Annotated in this window: 12 protein-coding genes; 6 read left to right on the forward strand and 6 right to left on the reverse strand. The window is 56.0% G+C overall.

All coding sequences use genetic code 11. The features are described 5' to 3' along the window. Window positions 1-197: 197 nt before the first annotated feature. The gene (locus tag ACR0IU_RS06155) at window positions 198-2,024 is read right to left on the reverse strand and encodes an extracellular solute-binding protein (protein WP_480715611.1); all 1,827 of its coding nucleotides are present in this window, start codon (window positions 2,022-2,024) and stop codon (window positions 198-200) included. Window positions 2,025-2,318: 294 nt separating this feature from the next. Here ACR0IU_RS06155 and ACR0IU_RS06160 point away from each other — a divergent pair, with 294 nt between their 5' ends. Both ACR0IU_RS06160 and ACR0IU_RS06165 read left to right on the forward strand, forming a co-directional pair. Next, entirely contained in the window at window positions 2,319-3,092 is a 774-nt protein-coding gene (locus tag ACR0IU_RS06160; protein WP_480715612.1) for a 3-hydroxybutyrate dehydrogenase, read from the forward strand. A 67-nt stretch (window positions 3,093-3,159) separates the two neighbouring features. Continuing rightward, a complete protein-coding gene (locus ACR0IU_RS06165) occupies window positions 3,160-4,185 on the forward strand; it encodes a patatin-like phospholipase family protein (protein WP_480715613.1) in 1,026 nt (341 codons plus the stop codon). On the opposite strand, the gene ACR0IU_RS06170 is transcribed toward ACR0IU_RS06165, so the two are convergent. The 4 genes from ACR0IU_RS06170 to ACR0IU_RS06185 all read right to left on the reverse strand — a co-directional run bounded on the left by ACR0IU_RS06170 (window position 4,186) and on the right by ACR0IU_RS06185 (window position 7,408). Further along, window positions 4,186-4,863 (reverse strand): DUF502 domain-containing protein, encoded by a 678-nt coding sequence (locus tag ACR0IU_RS06170; protein ID WP_010440321.1) that lies wholly within the window; start codon window positions 4,861-4,863, stop codon window positions 4,186-4,188. Between the two features lie 64 nt (window positions 4,864-4,927). Continuing rightward, the gene (locus tag ACR0IU_RS06175; protein ID WP_480715614.1) at window positions 4,928-5,842 is read right to left on the reverse strand and encodes a pseudouridine-5'-phosphate glycosidase; all 915 of its coding nucleotides are present in this window, start codon (window positions 5,840-5,842) and stop codon (window positions 4,928-4,930) included. Beyond that, complete coding sequence (locus ACR0IU_RS06180) at window positions 5,839-6,732, reverse strand: PfkB family carbohydrate kinase (RefSeq protein WP_480715615.1); 894 nt, start codon at window positions 6,730-6,732, stop codon at window positions 5,839-5,841. The genes ACR0IU_RS06175 and ACR0IU_RS06180 overlap by 4 nt, the downstream gene beginning before the upstream one ends. A 55-nt stretch (window positions 6,733-6,787) precedes the next feature. Further along, window positions 6,788-7,408: a thiamine phosphate synthase gene (locus ACR0IU_RS06185; RefSeq protein ID WP_010440318.1), complete on the reverse strand. Its 621-nt coding sequence runs from the start codon at window positions 7,406-7,408 to the stop codon at window positions 6,788-6,790. A 154-nt stretch (window positions 7,409-7,562) separates the two neighbouring features. Between ACR0IU_RS06185 and ACR0IU_RS06190 the strand changes: the two genes are divergently transcribed. The 3 genes from ACR0IU_RS06190 to ACR0IU_RS06200 all read left to right on the forward strand — a co-directional run bounded on the left by ACR0IU_RS06190 (window position 7,563) and on the right by ACR0IU_RS06200 (window position 10,989). Then, window positions 7,563-8,306, forward strand: a complete 744-nt coding sequence (locus tag ACR0IU_RS06190; RefSeq protein ID WP_480715616.1) for an RNA methyltransferase — start codon at window positions 7,563-7,565, stop codon at window positions 8,304-8,306. A 62-nt stretch (window positions 8,307-8,368) separates the two neighbouring features. Beyond that, window positions 8,369-9,514, forward strand: a complete 1,146-nt coding sequence (gene ctaA / locus ACR0IU_RS06195; protein WP_480715617.1) for a heme A synthase — start codon at window positions 8,369-8,371, stop codon at window positions 9,512-9,514. Between the two features lie 5 nt (window positions 9,515-9,519). After that, window positions 9,520-10,989 carry a carboxypeptidase M32 gene (locus tag ACR0IU_RS06200; protein WP_480715618.1) on the forward strand — a complete coding sequence of 490 codons (1,470 nt, stop codon included), beginning with the start codon at window positions 9,520-9,522 and terminating at the stop codon, window positions 10,987-10,989. Between the two features lie 177 nt (window positions 10,990-11,166). On the opposite strand, the gene ACR0IU_RS06205 is transcribed toward ACR0IU_RS06200, so the two are convergent. Then, window positions 11,167-13,113, reverse strand: a complete 1,947-nt coding sequence (locus tag ACR0IU_RS06205) for a DUF3604 domain-containing protein (RefSeq protein ID WP_480715619.1) — start codon at window positions 13,111-13,113, stop codon at window positions 11,167-11,169. A gap of 253 nt (window positions 13,114-13,366) precedes the next feature. Between ACR0IU_RS06205 and ACR0IU_RS06210 the strand changes: the two genes are divergently transcribed. Next, window positions 13,367-14,803 (forward strand): arylsulfatase, encoded by a 1,437-nt coding sequence (locus tag ACR0IU_RS06210; protein WP_480715620.1) that lies wholly within the window; start codon window positions 13,367-13,369, stop codon window positions 14,801-14,803. The last annotated feature ends 127 nt before the right edge of the window (window positions 14,804-14,930 follow it).

The raw sequence follows: 14,930 nt of genomic DNA on the forward strand, positions 1-14,930 counted from the left end.
TAAGCAATACTTGTGCAACTTGTGTACCAGTAGGCGCGAATGGTTCCGCGACCCACAAGCTCTGGTATTGGACACAGTTTATGACAGTTTCAGCCGAAAATCGCTTATGGCTGGCAATCTTCCCTGTTGCCGTGCCATTGCCGCATCAACCAATTTTTGGCCCGGATATGCGCTGAACTAAAAGCCGCGCGGTCTTGTCAGTCCTCGTACCACCAGACCTGCGGCATGTATTCGGGGCCATCTCCATAAATCGGAAGCGAGGCAGGTTGCTTCAACTCCTTCACGTGGGCGATGCGGCCGACATCGAAGCTCCAGATCGGAATGACGTAACGGCCAGCGGTTAGTACGCGGTCCAACGCGCGGGTAGCGGCCACAAAATCCTCGTGGCTTTCCGAGGCCAGCATTGCATCGATCAATCCGTCAACGGCAGGAGAGGTCAGCCCCATGACATTCCTAGTCCCCGGGGTGTCGGCGTTTTCGCTGCCCCAATACAGGCGTTGTTCGTTGCCGGGCGACAGCGAAAGGGCGCGGCGGAAGGGCGTCATGTCGAAGTCTTGCGCGTCGATACGCGAGGTGTACTGCGCGTCGTCAACTTTTTCGACGGTCAGTTGAATGCCCAGGCGCTCCAACGCGCGTGCATAGATTTCCGCGATCACACCGACATCCTGCACCACATTCAGGCTGCCCTGACTGATGACAAGGTCGATTTCAAACGGTTTGCCATTGGCATTGCGAAGCTGACCGTCCTGAATTGTCCAGCCTGCCTCTTCCAGCAGTTTTAGCGCCTTGCGGATATTGCTCCGGTTGCGTTCGGTTCCATCACCCGCGGGCAATTCATACCCCTCAATGGTACCCGGCGCCAGTTCGGCGGCGTAAGGTTGCAGAAGGTCTGCTACGCGACCGGTGGCCGCACCGGGTTGCATGGCCAACTCAGAGCCTGAGAAATAGGACGTAATTCTGGGTTGCGCGCCGCCTGTGATGGTGTCGTTGATGAATTCAAAGTTGAACGCCAGAGTCAGCGCTTCGCGAACGCGCCAATCGTCAAAGGGGGCCTTACGCGTATTCATGACAAAACCTGTCATGCCCGAAGGTTTTTGATGCGGAATTTCAGTCTTTACAACATCACCGCGTTGCGCCGCCGGGAAATTATACTGAGTGTTCCATTTGTCCGCGTTAAACTCGCGCACTGCAGAAAGTTCACCTGCCTTGAATGCTTCGAAGGCAACGGTGCCGTCACCATAGAATTCGATCCGCATGTCATCCAGATTCATCGTGCCCTTGCGGTATGGGATATCGGCACCCCAGTAGTCAGGGTTGCGGCGTAGGTTTACATAGCGGCCAGCTTCGTAATCATCGATCACGTAGGGTCCTGATCCGATGGGTATATCTTGCAACTGAGCGTCCGCGAACGATTTCCCCTCCCATTGCGCTTTTTGCAGGATAGGGCGCATGCCGGCGATCAGGGCCAGTTCGCGATCGGGTTCATTGAAGCTGATCCGAACACTGCGTGGGCCGGTCTGTTCAATGCTATCGATCTTGCCCCAAAGCCCGCGATAGCGCAGGTGGCCTTCGGTACCCAGCGTCTCATACGACCAGATAACATCTTCGACAGTGACAGGTGCGCCATCCGAGAATCGTGCGTTTTCACGCAAAGTGAATTCGACCCAAGTGCGGTCTGAATCTGTCTCAACTGATTCGGCTAACAACCCGTAAAGAGTGAAAGGTTCGTCCCAGGACCGCCCCATCAGGCTTTCATGGGTCCAAAATCGCAGCTGCCAGGGTGACGTGCCTTTTTGCACAAACGGGTTCAAACTGTTATAGCCGCCGGTATTTCCAAATACGACCTTTCCGCCCTTGGGCGCGTCGGGATTTGCGTAGGGTAGCGACACAAAATCCGGTGGTAGTGCCGGGTCGCCATACATAGCTATGCCATGGGCTGATTCTGCCGAAGCGAATGAAGCCGCAAAAATGCAGGCGATTCCCGCAATTGCTGGTCGGAGGGGGAGGAGATAATCGGGGCTCATTTTGGAAACAATCCTGCTCTGGCCTTATTTTGTTTGGGATTCACCGTAGCCATGATTTTTCTTATTATCAAACTTTTAGCTTGGACGGATGCAAAGAATTGCTTATAAAGGATGCACTGCTCGATAGGTTTCTTGCCTGTATGAAACCTGCCTCAATAACTTAACGCCCGCTTCGTGCGGGCGTTTTTTTTTGGCAGAATCTGCCGGGATGCACCTGCTGTATCATTCCCCGTTTCCTTTGCAGGTGCAGCATGGCACTGTGTGGCTGAATTGAAATCAGTACGGAGAGCAGGCATGAGCTTGGCGGGAAAAACAGCCATCATAACAGGGTCGAATTCGGGGATTGGACTGGGCGTTGCGCGTGAGCTGGCCAAGGCGGGTGCGGATGTGGTTCTGAACTCGTTTACCGACCGGGATGTAGATCATGCGCTGGCTGCCGAGATTGGGAAAGAGACCGGGACCAACGCGCGCTACATCAAGGCGGACATGTCGAAAGGCGATGAATGCCGCGCACTTATCGAACAGGCAGGTGCCTGCAACATACTGGTGAATAATGCCGGCATCCAACATGTTTCGCCGATCGATCAATTTCCGACTGATAAATGGGATGCAATCATCGCGATCAACATGAATTCAGCCTTTCACACAACGGCTGCAGCCTTGCCGATGATGCGCGCGGCAGGTTGGGGCCGTATCGTGAATATCGCTTCGGCACATGGGTTGACGGCCTCTCCTTTTAAGGCAGCTTATGTAGCGGCAAAACATGGTGTGGTTGGGATGACCAAAACCGTTGCGCTTGAGACGGCTCAAGAACCGATCACGTGCAACGCTATCTGCCCGGGTTATGTGCTGACCCCACTGGTTGAGGCGCAAATCCCCAATACGATGAAGGAATATAACATGAGCCGCGAGGATGTTGTAAAGAACGTCCTGCTGGAACGGCAACCTTCAAAAGAGTTCGCGACGGTTGAACAACTTGGTGGCACGACCATCTTCTTGTGTTCGGATGCGGCTGCGCAGATCACCGGGACGACGATTTCGGTCGATGGGGGGTGGACCGCGCTTTGAGGATACATGGAGGCGCTGCCCCCCCCAACCCCCCGGAATATTTTTGGCCAGATGAAGAGGCGGAAGTATGAAGCGGATCAATCTGGCTTTGCAGGGCGGTGGTGCCCATGGTGCGTTTACCTGGGGTGTGCTGGACCGTCTACTGGATGAGGAGGATGTCGAGGTTGCGGCGATCACTGGAACCTCGGCTGGCGCCCTGAACGGAGCCGCGTTCAAATCCGGAATGGTGCATGCGGGGCGCGAAGGGGCTCGGGCCTGTCTCGACGATTTATGGACGCGCATGGGCGCTGTTGGTGATATGCGGATCGTTCATTGGATGCGCGGTATAGAACCCGCGCATATATCGCAGGCGCTTGAGTATTCACTGCCGTATTCGATGGCCGAAACATGGTCGCGGCTGGTGTCTCCCTATGCTTACGGGCCGTTCTATCGCAATCCGCTTGGGCCGGTTGTGGATCGGTTCAATTTTGATGAGATTTGTGCAGATGAAGGGCCGGAGCTTTTTGTCTGTGCGACTTGTGTTCGCAGCGGTAAAATTCGGGTCTTTGCTGAAGATGAGATATCGACCGACGCAATTTTGGCGTCGGCCTGTCTGCCCAACCTATTTCAGGCAATAGAGATCTATGATCCAAAATCTGGTCGTACCGAAGCGTATTGGGATGGGGGATATACTGGCAACCCGGCGTTGTACCCCTTGTTTGGTGGTGACCTTCCCGACGATGTGGTGATTGTAAATATCAACCCTTTAGAAAGGGACGAGGTGCCGAAGACGCCGCAGCAGATTCAGAACCGGATTAATGAGATCAGCTTTAACTCATCGCTATTTCGTGAATTGCGCGCGATTAACTTTGTGCAGCGGCTACTGGCCGAGGGAAAATTGAAAGCAGGCGAGATGAGCCGGGTGCTGGTTCATATGATCGCGGATGATGCTCTGATGAACGATCTGTCGGCTGCGACAAAAACCGTTCCAAATCCGGTTGTTCTGAACAGGTTGAAGCAGGCCGGGCGCGTTGCGGCAGATCAATTCTTGCGCGCCCACAAGGATGATCTGGGCGAACGCAGTACTGTCGACCTGCCTGCCATGTTTGGCTGACTACTCCGGCGGCTGGGTCGGGTCTTTTTCGTTTGGGTATACCAGCCCCGCTGAAATCACCAATTTGGCTGCGTCCTCGATCGACATATCCAGCAGGATCACGTCTTCGGCTGGGAAAAACAGCAGGAAACCGGATGTGGGGTTTGGGGTCGTCGGGACAAAGACGCTGAGCAACTCACCACCCGTTTCGGCACGTTGGCTGACTTCGCCCCGCGCTGTGGTCGAAACAAATCCAATCGCCCAAATTCCGCGGCGCGGATACTGGATCAGACAGGCTTTTTCGAAAGAGCGTTCTGTCTGCGCAAAGACTGTTTCCGAAATTTGCTTGATGCCGGAATAGACGGACCGGACGACGGGCATCCGATCAACAAGGCTTTCGGCGAAGTGGATCAGTGAACGGCCCAAAATGCCTTTGGCAATCCAGCCGACGATGACCGTGAAGATCAGGAAGATGATGACGCCGACGCCGCGCAGGTTGATCCCAACATACTCGGCTGGCTGGAATTGCTGAGGGATCAATGGCAGCACGGCGCTGTCGATCCAGCCCACGACCGACCAGATCAGCCAGATCGTCAACCAAACCGGAGCAATGACGACAATGCCCGTCAAAAATGACGCGCGCAGTCCGGACAGAAGGCCCGAGCGGCGATGTGGTTCTTCGTCAAACGGCGTGTTCATTGCGGTCCTGAGTGGTTTGCGGAATTAGTTAAGCAGTCCGAGGTCTTGGTACAATAGGCTTATGTCACTCAGCCGTCTTTACCAGCGCTATAGCTATGCCCGCCGCCAGCCGTGCATTGTTGCGCACCAGAGCGATATTGGCGGTCAACGAGCGACCATTGGTCTGTTCGTAGATGCGTTGCAGCAGGTAAGGCGTAACGCCTTTGCCGGTGATCCTGTGTGCTTCGGCATCGGCCTGTGCGGAAGCGATGATCGGGGCAAGTTCCTCGGCAGCGATCTGATCGGCCTGCGGGATCGGATTGGCTACGAGTTGCCCACCGGGTAATCCCAGCGCCCGCCGCGCGGCATGGGCTTTGGCGATGTCCTCTGCGCTGTCCATCCTCAATGGAGCAGCCAGCGGAGACTTGGCTGACCAGAACGCCGGAAATTCGTCCTGTCCGTGTGCGATGACCGGCACACCGAGCGTTTCCAGAACCTCAAGCGTTTTGGCCAGGTCGAGAATAGCTTTGGCTCCAGCCGCAACAACCGTCACTGGTGTTTGCGCAAGCTCATGCAGGTCAGCAGAGATATCAAAAGAGGTTTCAGCCCCCTGATGAACGCCGCCGATGCCGCCTGTGGCAAATACTTCGATACCTGCATAATGCGCTGCGATCATGGTAGCTGCGACGGTGGTGGCCCCTGTACCGCCAGTTGCAAGACAAGCAGCCATGTCAGCGCGCGACAGCTTGGCAACGCCTTGCGCCTGACCAAGGGCCTGAAGCTGATCGGACTCAAGCCCAATGTTAAGCACGCCATCGATCACGGCGATAGTTGCGGGAACTGCGCCCGCATCGCGAATGTCCTGTTCGACCTGTGCGGCAACCTCGATGTTCTGGGGGTAGGGCATCCCATGGGTGATGATAGTGCTTTCCAGCGCAACAATGGGTTGGCCTGCGTCTTTTGCGGCGCGAACCTCGGCGGAATATTGGATGTCGATCACAGTGGAGTTTCTCCGGAAACATATGTTGCGGCGGCATGTAGGGCACGCTTGAGCGCGGCGTCGTTGTCAGCGCCACTTGCTTCGGCAGCGATATGGGCTGCCATGAAAGTATCACCTGCGCCGGTCACGCGGGTGACCAGAACGGAAGGTGGTTTTTGGGTCAGAACACTCTCAGCGCTGCCGACAGTGGCCGAGTTGCCGCCATCGGTTACCAAAACACGCAGTGCGCCACGGTCAAGCAAGCCCTGAGCAGCACTTTCGGAATTAGTGAATTCGCGTTGGCACAAAAGCCCAGCTTCTTCGAGGTTTACATAAAGCGTTGCGCGCGCGTGTTTCAGAAAAGGTAACAAACGCTCGGCCTTGCCGGGGGACGCGGGGGCCACGCGAAGATCGGCGCGGGCAAAGGCGGGGCTTTGCGCGATCTCTTCCAGCAGGTTCAGGGTTAGGTTGCCGTCCAGCGCGATGGGGCCTTCAAAAGGTGTATTTTCATAGCCCAAAGGTCCATGCATCAAGGGACGTAAGATTTTTGCTCCCGCCGCCTCAAGTGAATGGGCGTCTGCAATGGCTGCGATTAATCCATTGGCACCTTCGACCGCCATATAGCGGTCGGTCGGCAAGTCTTGCGAACGGTAGATGTGGTCGGTCACCATACCCAGCCGTGCGCAGGCGTGGACCAGTTCATCGCCTTCGGGATCGCGGCCGATTGCAGTGAGCAGCGTAGGGGTCATCCCAAAGCGCACCAACGTCATGGCGATGTTCATGGCGACACCGCCGGGCAAGCGGGTAATCCGCCCTGGTACGTCCGATCCCTGCCGCATGACGCTGGCAGATCGCCCGATCACGTCCCACAGGACCGATCCGATACACAGGATTTCGCTGTTCTGAGTCATGCTTCGTGTCATGCCGCAGCCCCGACGCGGGTGCAAGGGTTAACGCTCACAGTCGTCAGCGCATTGCGGCGATCAGAGTGTTCAATGCATCCAGCGGGTTGTCATGTGACCAGATCTCATCGCCGATGCCAAAGAAATCTGTGCAGGGGGTCAGGTCTCGGATCAGGTCTTCGGTTAGCCCGCCTTCGGCCACCACCGGAACCTCGATCATCTCAGACCACCATTGGAACAGGTCTTGCTCAGCGCGGGTTCCATCGCCCAGCGCGACGTTGCCGACCGGGCCAAAGGCAACATAGTCTGCACCACCTTCTCCAGCAGTCATGCCATCATGGCTGGAGGCTCCGCAAAAGCTGCCGACGATGGCATCTGGCCCCAGTTCCTTACGCGCAGCCCTGACCGAGCGTGCCGCATCGTCCAGATGCACCCCGTCCAGACCCAGCCGTTGCGCCAGCAGTACATGGTTCGAAATCACCAGCGCCACGTCATGCGCATGAGCAACCTCACGGCAGGCATCAGCGGCGCGAGCGATGGTATCTTCGTCACTTCCTGCCAGAGCCAGGCGGATACAGGCGATCTCGGCTCCGTCCAGAACGCGGGACAACTGGTCGGGGAAAGTGCTCAGTGTGATCGCTGGCGGGGTGATCAGATAAATCTGCGGCTGCTCGGGGGTGTCCATTGGCGCGTCCTTCGCTTTCAGTCTTTCGCGCGGTTTAGCGGATTGCGGGCGGGAAGCAAACTTTTATGCCGTCTCGTGCTGGATTAGACGCGCCGGGTGCCTTGCCCTGCGGGGGAGAGGCGATTAGAGCAGGCAGACCTTTTCGGAGACAGCCATGCCCAGCGATACATCCCAGCCTTCTTTCGTGCTTGTGCGCCCGCAGATGGGCGAAAATATCGGTGCTGCTGCACGGGCGATGTGGAATTTTGGACTGGATCGGATGCGGATCGTTGCGCCGCGCGATGGATGGCCGAACCCCAAGGCGGTGGCGATGTCCAGCGGCGCAGGGCGATTGCTGGATGAGGCACAATTGTTCGACGATCTGGCCGGAGCATTGGGGGACCGCACATATGTCTTTGCGACTACTGCAAGGCAACGGGGTCTGACCAAGCCGGTATTCAGCCCCGAACGGGCCATGCAGATCGCCGCGGAAAAGGTGGCCGCTGGCGATAAGGTGGCCATGCTGTTCGGTCCAGAACGCGCCGGGCTTGAAAACGAGGATATCGCCAAGGCAAACGCGATTATCTCGGTGCCAGTGAATCCCGAATACGCGTCGCTGAACCTTGGGCAATGCGTTTTGCTGACGGCTTACGAGTGGATGCGCCAAACCGGGGATGTGGTGCATGAGGCAACGGATTTGGGCAAAGGCGACTGGGCTACGGGGATCGAGGTCGAAAAGCTGGTCGAGCATTACGAGGATCGGCTGGAGGAGGCGGGATTTTTCTACCCGCCCGAAAAGGCCGAAGGGATGAAGACCAACCTGCGCAATCTGTGGTCCAGGATGCGGATGACGCGGGCGGATGTGCAAATGCTGCACGGGGTGATGCGTCAGATGGTCCGCTGGAAGGATCGGGGCTGAGACTGGACCTCGCCCCCAAGTCAACCTAGCTTGCGACGAAATCCAAGGCACAAGAGGACAGCATGAGCGGTAAGCGCAGCATCTTCGAAGACGTCTCAGACTCTGAAAAACAACAAGCGGTTCAGCCGGGTGTGATCGATCGCGGGCGCGGTGGTGCACGCCAGGCCATTCGCGTCTGGCTTATGATCCTGTTTGCGCTTGTGGTCATCATGATCGCGGTCGGCGGACTGACCCGACTGACAGATAGCGGCCTGTCGATCACCGAATGGCGTCCGATCACCGGGGCCATCCCACCGACTTCCGAGGCTGACTGGCAAGCCGAATTCGATAAATACAAGCAAATCGATCAATGGCGCATCCAGAACCAGTGGATGGAGCTGGATGATTTCAAATCAATTTACTGGTGGGAATGGGGCCACCGCCAACTGGGCCGCGTGATCGGACTGGTCTGGGCTGTCGGCTTTTTCGGTTTTCTTGTTGCCCGCAAGATACCGGCTGGTTGGACCGGTCGATTGCTGATCCCCGGAGCGCTCGGTGGCGTTCAAGGGGCTGTTGGATGGTGGATGGTTGCGTCGGGTGTGACGCAAGGCGAGGGGATGACCGCAGTTGCAAGCTATCGACTAGCGGTGCATCTGGGGCTTGCGTTCGTCATCCTCGGGTTTCTGGCTTGGTACATCTTCATGTTGGCGCGCGAGGAGCGCGATCTGATGCAAGCACGCCGCGCAAAGGAAACCCGGTTGTTCTCGCTTTCCACAGGTCTGATGCATTTCGCCTTTTTGCAAATACTCATTGGGGCGCTGGTCGCGGGCATCGACGCAGGTCGTTCCTATACGGATTGGCCTTTGATCGGAGGGCAGCTTCTGCCACCGGATGCCACGATTCTTGAACCGATGTGGCGGAACTTCTTCGAAAGCCCGGGTCTTGTGCAATTCATCCACCGCTGCGCTGGTTATCTGCTTTTCGCCTTTGGTGTAGTTGTTTGGCGGCGCGGCGCGGCAAGTGCGCATCCGCAGACGCGGTTCGCTTTCAACGCCGCATTCGCTGCGCTTTCGCTACAGGTGGTGGTCGGTATCATGACAGTGATCTACGCGGCACCCTGGCAAATTGCGATATTCCACCAATTCATGGCCGTCGTGGTTTGGACGCTGATCCTGCGTGCACGTTTTCTCACGGCCTATCCTATTGCAACTTCTCTGCGCGGAGCATGACCCAGATGACAGCTTTCAACGACCTGATGGCCTATCAGCGCCAAACTTCGGCCCTTGGCCAGATCGCCGGACGTCTGGGATGGGATCAGGAAACGGTAATGCCGCGCGGCGCAGCTCCACAACGGGCCGAAGAGATGGCTGCGATCGAAGCAGTGCTTCACGCACGCCGTTCAGACCCGCGTGTGGCGGAATGGCTGGAGAGCGCATATGCAACCAGCGAAGCGGACAAGGCTCAGCTGCGGGAAATTCGTCGTGAATATGATCGGGCGCTGAAGGTTCCATCGGACCTGGCCACAGCAATTGCACGCGTGACCTCCGAGGCGCAGGGAAAATGGGCGCAGGCCCGTGCGAACGAGGATGTCGCTGCTTTTCTGCCCGTTCTGAAAGAGGTTGTTGCACTTAAGCGCGAGGAAGGTGCAGCGCTAGCTCAAGGCGGTGATATCTACGACGCAATGGTCGAAGATTATGAGCCCTACACGACGGGTGCGCAGATTGCCGAGATATTCGACCAGATGCGCCCACGTCTGGTTGCTTTGCGCGCAGCTGTCCTAGATCGGCCCGAGCCTGCGGCTCTGACCGGTAGATTCGATGAGTTGATTCAAATGCGCCTGACGCAAAAGCTGGCCGTCGCCTTTGGCTATGACCTGAATAATGGCCGCGTGGACAAAGCTGTTCACCCGTTCAGTTCTGGCAGCGGGCTGGATGTACGCATTACCACCAGAACCAGCGAAACTGACCCATTCAATTGCTTCTATTCCACAATCCACGAAGTGGGACATGCGGCTTATGAACAGGGGATCGACCCGGATTATTTGCTGACGCCTTTAGGGCGCGGTGTCTCCATGGGAGTTCATGAAAGCCAAAGCCGGATTTATGAAAACCAACTGGGCCGGTCCCGCGCCTTCACCGGCTGGCTTTTCGATCAAATGAAAGACGCCTTTGGCGATTTTGGCATCGCTGACGCCGATGCCTTCTATGGCACCGTTAACCGAGTACACAGTGGATACATCCGAACCGAAGCGGACGAAGTTCAGTACAACCTGCATATCATGCTGCGCTTCGATCTAGAGCGTGCGCTGATGGCAGGTGATCTACAAGTCAGCGACCTTGAAGCCGCGTGGAATGATCGTTTCGCCGCAGATTTTGGATATGCGGTCGACAAGCCTTCGAATGGGTGCCTGCAGGATGTGCACTGGTCGGTTGGGCTGTTTGGCTACTTCCCGACCTACTCGTTGGGGAATGTCTACGCAGGATGTCTGAATCAGGCTTTGCGCAAGTCCGTACCGAATTTGGATTCGCAATTGGCTGCAGGCGATACCTCGGGAGCGACAGGTTGGTTGCGCGAGAACGTCCAGCAATTTGGCGGCATTTATGCGCCACGCGAAATCATCCAGAGGGCAAGTGGTGTCGAGCCCGGGCCGGAGGCGTTGTTGACCTATCTTGAGAACAAGTTTGGGGCATTGTATGGGCTTTGAGCGATGGCTGAATGTTAACCTCCTGAAGGTGTTCGCAAGTTTTTGAATTCAGGATTTTGCTTAAAAGCAACGTCCGCTTCGAGCCGTAAGCGGACGTTCGCATGAACGCGTTAGCCTAGTGTTGCTGCGACAGGAACTGCCGGGCTTTTAACGCAACGACGTCGGATTAGGTATAATTCAGTCCTCGGGCGAATACCAAATTGGCGAAGTGTACGCGCGTTCCTGCGTTGACGTCGGAACCTCCGCGGGAAGTTCGTCTCCGAACCGAACGGAGTCGTAAATTGTCCACCTCGGTGTAGGAATTTCCAAGACACGGGCATAGTAGAAAGCCCGTACTGAAGGATCGAACTCAGGGTCGGTCCAAACAGTGATCAGCTCTGGAGACCCTGTGGAATTGGTAAATGTGCCCGTTGCAACATCCACGGTGTTCCCCACTGCTGGCAAGTTGCCGTCCGCATCGGGTTCTCGGTCTCCCGACCAAGCCACGTCGTAGACCCGCTCTTCGGTTTCGCCGCTGGAATTTAGCCAACCTTTCACAATCTGAACACGGTCGAGATTGCCGGAGAACGGATCTTTCAGCGCAGCAACCAAGAAGGTTGGGGCGTCCGCGCCTTGAGTCGCGTCCGCGAGGTCTCCACCCATCGGAACGCCTTTTTCATATCCTATTTCTGCGGGCAAACGAGACCTTGCATCAGCTTCCGTAAAATCCCAACCACCAAAGAAGCGAACCGCGATGCGACTACCGGTTGTCCCGTAAACTTCTTTTCGTTCCATGGCGTCGAATATGGCTTCGCGTGTGTTATCTTCGGCCCAGACTGCTGCATAGCCAGAGGCTGCCATTTCCCACCCGAGAATCCTCAAGGCATCAAACTCGCCAACGACATGCTGCCAACGGCCAGGTTCCGGCTCGACGCCAGAGTGTTTGCCAAAGAAATTGTCTTCTTCCGCCGTTGCCAAAGCAGTATGGCTGTCGGTCGAGCCCACTACTCCGAACTTGTATGGATTGGTGCCGAGCTGAGCCTCTAGTTTGAGACCGTTCTTCAAAGCCTCACGGGCATACTCGTATTGCAGCATCCAATCTTCTTTGGGTGTCGGACCCAGATTGGACTTATCCCAGGTTTCATAGTCCGCGAACTCATCGTTCGGGCTGAGAAACGGATGCGTTTCTCCGTCACCCTTGATTTGGGTGATCTCGTACATTGGTTCCCACTTCGCACGCCGTTCTGCGTAATCTTCTGTCAACGGTTCACCCGTTTCCGGGTTAGTTTCGACTGGGAACATTAGACCGTTAGAGACGTTGCCGTTGTGGGCAAGGGCGAGTACACGACCGCCAGTCTCTTGTTCATATGTTTCCATCCAGTCCCATAACCGTTCCGGATTAAAGGTTTCTGCGGTTGTGAAGGGCAGCATTTGCCGGGCGCGAATGGCATCATCTCGATAAATCACGTTACGGTGGAGGTTGTTGCCAGCTTCGGTGGACGTCCATTCGTATCCAATGAACGCAGTGAATGTGCCGGGGGCGTTGTGATGATCCGCAGTTTGTGTGAACTCGTCCCATACGGATTGTACGAACCTGCGATCTGCGACAGCCTCGGGAAGTGCCTCGCCGGTGATGCCAGCAAAGGTTTCAATGACTTCCATAGTGGCTCCAAGTGCAACGTCTCCGCCCGCGTTTAGCCGTTCGCTCCAGTCTCGGAGCGTTGCATCGCGCATCAGCGTGGAGTTTCCCGCGATGATTTCATTCATTGCACCCATGGCATCAGAATGATCGGATACAACAAGCCAGTCGAGCGGGCGCGACAGCTTCACGCGCAGGCCGTGCGATGTGGTGACTTCCTCACCACGTGCAAACCTATAGGCATCGTCGGGGCTCAGAATGACACCAAATCCGCGGGCGTCGAGCGAGTTTGACGTGTGCAGGTGAGTGTCACCCCACAATGGGCGTGTAGGAAAATCTCGACCCGCATAAGGTGAGAAATCAGCGGGCGCGGGTTCACGCATATCATCAACTGATATGGTCATCTCTCCAACTTGCCCACCTTCTGCGGCCTCTTGAGCATGTGAAGAGCTTGTTATGAATGCTGCGGAAACTATTGCTGTTGATGTCGTCAGAAAAAACTTCATTTGAACCTCCCAGCCGAGCTGAATGTCAGCCCATGCCAACATCTGACGTGGCTGTTCGTCAAGGAAAACAACGGTTTTTCTTAGTTGGGAATAAGAGATCCCGGGGGAGGTCTGACTAATCCCAGACCGCAGCTGCGCGCCTGACTTTGACGCTTAGCCACTTTGAGAAAATACCGCAACGAGTGGATGTTCTTGACGACTTGTGACCTGGTTCGCCAGTCTTGTGCCCGTGATCTTGATCGGAGTCGTCGTTATGAAATGGTTATCGCGAACATTCCTACTGTGCTTATCTCTTTTATTTGCCACTGGCGCTTCAGCTAAAGATAAACCCAACATCGTATTCATATTTCTAGATAATTTTGGTTGGGGCGAGCCCGGGTTCAATGGAGGCGGCATAATCCGAGGTACTGCGACTCCCGAGATGGACGCCCTCGCTGCGGAAGGGTTACGACTCACAAACTTCAACGTGGAAAGCCAGTGCACGCCGTCCCGTGCAGCGACCATGACAGGACGATACGGTATCCGAAGCGGCAACCACACGGTCCCACTGGGCGGCGGCGTCTACGGCCTAACTCAGTGGGAAATCACAATGGCTGAGATGCTAAAGGATGTAGGATACAACACGGCCATGTACGGCAAGTGGCACCTTGGCTGGACCGAAGGACGCTATCCAACGAATCAAGGATTCGACGAATTTTACGGAGTTGAGACTACTGACGTTACAGTCTGGCGCACGCTTCCGGGGTTTGCTGAAGCCAACATGGAAGAGCCCTTTGTGATGCAGGGTGTTGCAGGCGAGCCCGCAACCATCGCACGGGACTACGATCTGGATTATCGCGGCGAGATAGATGGCGAACTGACGAAAAAGGCTATCGACTTTATCGAAGCGAAGAGTACCGAAGGTGCGCCGTTTTTCATCTATCTTGCATATACGCAGACCCACTATCCAAATATCGCGTCCGAGGAGTTTGATGGCGCCACTGGAAACGGCGTCTGGGCCGACATTCTGCTTCAAACAGATAGCTATATCGGACGCATCGTTGATGCGATTGAAGCGGCAGGCGTTTCCGACGACACCGTGGTGATATTTACTGCTGACAACGGCCCCGAAGCTCTTCCGGTTGGAAATGCCAACGTCTCGCCGGTTCCTGCGGTACATGGGACTGCCGGGCCTTGGCGCGGTACTCTGTTCACCAGCCTCGAAGGAAGCATGCGTGTACCCTTTGCAATTAAGTGGCCGGGAAGGATCCCTGCCGGTTCAGAAAGCAATGATGTTGTCCACTCAATGGATCTCTATCCGACACTTGCGGCTTTTGCAGGGGGCAAAGTGCCTGATGACAGGGCCTTCGATGGTGTCGACCAGTCAAAGTTCTTTCTTGGTGCCCAACCAAACTCAAACCGAGAAGGCGTGATCGTCTACATGGGTGAGCAGATATTCGGCGTAAAATGGAAGGACTGGAAAGTTCTGTTCAAGGAGAACACAACGGCTTTTGGAGCGACGGAGTCATTCGACACACCAAGGGTCTACAACCTTTTGAATGATCCCCATGAGCGTGAAAGCGTGCTCTTCCCACACACATGGGCGGCCGAAAAGGCGCTGCCGCATTTGCAGCAGCACATTGCAACCTTCGAGGAATACCCTCCAATCCCACCAGGAACGCCGGATCCCTACGAACCACCCAAAAACTGAATGGCGGCTTTGTCCGGATAGTGTTGAAAAAGTCGGTTGATTGGTTGGTCTGGCGCTGATTCACTCGTTTTGAGAGTGGAGGACTTAGCAATGATGGGACCGAGGCAGGTGGCGCAGGGTGCGCTGT

Source organism: Ruegeria sp. CL5, assembly GCF_056536485.1.

Coding starts and splice junctions, on each gene's coding strand:
- ACR0IU_RS06160 (WP_480715612.1), top strand. CDS start 2,319: ATGAGCTTGGCGGGAAAAACAGCCATCATAACAGGGTCGAATTCGGGG.
- ACR0IU_RS06165 (WP_480715613.1), top strand. CDS start 3,160: ATGAAGCGGATCAATCTGGCTTTGCAGGGCGGTGGTGCCCATGGTGCG.
- ACR0IU_RS06180 (WP_480715615.1), bottom strand. CDS start 6,732: ATGACTCAGAACAGCGAAATCCTGTGTATCGGATCGGTCCTGTGGGAC.
- ACR0IU_RS06185 (WP_010440318.1), bottom strand. CDS start 7,408: ATGGACACCCCCGAGCAGCCGCAGATTTATCTGATCACCCCGCCAGCG.
- ACR0IU_RS06210 (WP_480715620.1), top strand. CDS start 13,367: ATGAAATGGTTATCGCGAACATTCCTACTGTGCTTATCTCTTTTATTT.
- ACR0IU_RS06205 (WP_480715619.1), bottom strand. CDS start 13,113: ATGAAGTTTTTTCTGACGACATCAACAGCAATAGTTTCCGCAGCATTC.
- ACR0IU_RS06155 (WP_480715611.1), bottom strand. CDS start 2,024: ATGAGCCCCGATTATCTCCTCCCCCTCCGACCAGCAATTGCGGGAATC.
- ctaA (WP_480715617.1), top strand. CDS start 8,369: ATGAGCGGTAAGCGCAGCATCTTCGAAGACGTCTCAGACTCTGAAAAA.
- ACR0IU_RS06200 (WP_480715618.1), top strand. CDS start 9,520: ATGACAGCTTTCAACGACCTGATGGCCTATCAGCGCCAAACTTCGGCC.
- ACR0IU_RS06190 (WP_480715616.1), top strand. CDS start 7,563: ATGCCCAGCGATACATCCCAGCCTTCTTTCGTGCTTGTGCGCCCGCAG.
- ACR0IU_RS06170 (WP_010440321.1), bottom strand. CDS start 4,863: ATGAACACGCCGTTTGACGAAGAACCACATCGCCGCTCGGGCCTTCTG.